This is a genomic window from Streptomyces sp. NPDC101166 (assembly GCF_044768125.1).
Lineage (GTDB): Bacteria > Actinomycetota > Actinomycetes > Streptomycetales > Streptomycetaceae > Streptomyces.
In genome coordinates, this window is sequence record NZ_JBIWPF010000346.1 from 1 (window position 1) to 1,054 (window position 1,054).

The window sequence follows — 1,054 nt, forward strand, 5'->3', positions numbered from 1 at the left end:
CTGGTCCGGTTCACCAGCGACCCGGAACTCATGGGGGAGAACGTCAATCACCGCGTCACCACCGGATTGGCCTGGCTGGTGGCCGCCATCATCACCACGCTCAACGTGGTGCTGATCTACCTGACGGCCACCGGAAAGGGCTGACGCCCGGCGCTATTCGGCGAAGACGGCCTTGCGCTTCTGCAGCATGGCCGCCGCGCCCTCGGCGAAATCGTCGGAGCCCAGCAGTTCGCACTGGCCGGACTTCTCGGCGTCCAGGGCGGCTTCCAGCGAGGTCAGCGCCGCCGCGTTGAGAGCGCGCTTGGTGAGCTCCAGCGCCCGGCGCGGGCCGTGCGCCAGCTTGGCGATCACCGCCTCCACCTTGGCGTCCAGTTCCTCGTCGGTGTACACGCCCGCGATCAGGCTGTGCTCCAGGGCCTTCCGGGCCGGGAGCCGCTCGCCCAGCAGCGCCATCTCGGCGGCCAGCGGACGTCCGGCCGCGGCCGCCACCAGCGCCGCCGCCCCGCCGTCGGGCATCAGGCCGATATTGATGAAGGCCAGCAGCAGGTAGGAGTCCTCGGCGGCATAGGTGAGATCGGCGGCCAGCGCGAAGGCCACGCCCACCCCGGCGGCCGCGCCCTTGACCCGGGCGATGACCGGGATCGGCGCGTCCACGATGGCGCGGATCATCCGGTTGGCCACGTCCATGGTCATCTCGGGGGTGATGCCGCGGGCCTTCTCCTCCGGGGCGGAGGACAGATCGGCGCCGGTGCAGAAGTCGCCGCCCTCGCCGGTCAGCACGATGACCCGCACGGCCGGATCCGCGGAGGCCGCGAGCACGGCGTCGCCCAGGCCCTCCATGGTGTCGTAGCTGAGCGCGTTCTTGCGCTTGGGATTGGTGATGGTGATGCGCAGGACGCGCCCGTCCCTGATCGCGGTGTACCCCGGCGTGCTCGTGGTCATCGGGCGCTCCCCAGATATATATGCGGCCTGGCCGCAGGCTGTGTGTTCGGCTTTGCGAATTGTGGTTAACTTAGGAGCGTTCGTCCGGCACTGTCAACAGCCGGAGTCATCG

Annotated in this window: 1 protein-coding gene; it reads right to left on the bottom strand. The window is 69.5% G+C overall.

The window, feature by feature from the left end; all coding sequences use genetic code 11:
- Positions 1-153: 153 nt before the first annotated feature.
- Positions 154-942 carry an enoyl-CoA hydratase-related protein gene (locus ACIRS4_RS39005; RefSeq protein WP_404205140.1) on the bottom strand — a complete coding sequence of 263 codons (789 nt, stop codon included), beginning with the start codon at positions 940-942 and terminating at the stop codon, positions 154-156.
- Positions 943-1,054 lie beyond the last annotated feature (112 nt).

Bases quoted from the DNA above. Each gene is read 5' to 3' on its own strand.
- ACIRS4_RS39005 (WP_404205140.1), bottom strand. From the start codon at position 942: ATGACCACGAGCACGCCGGGGTACACCGCGATCAGGGACGGGCGCGTC.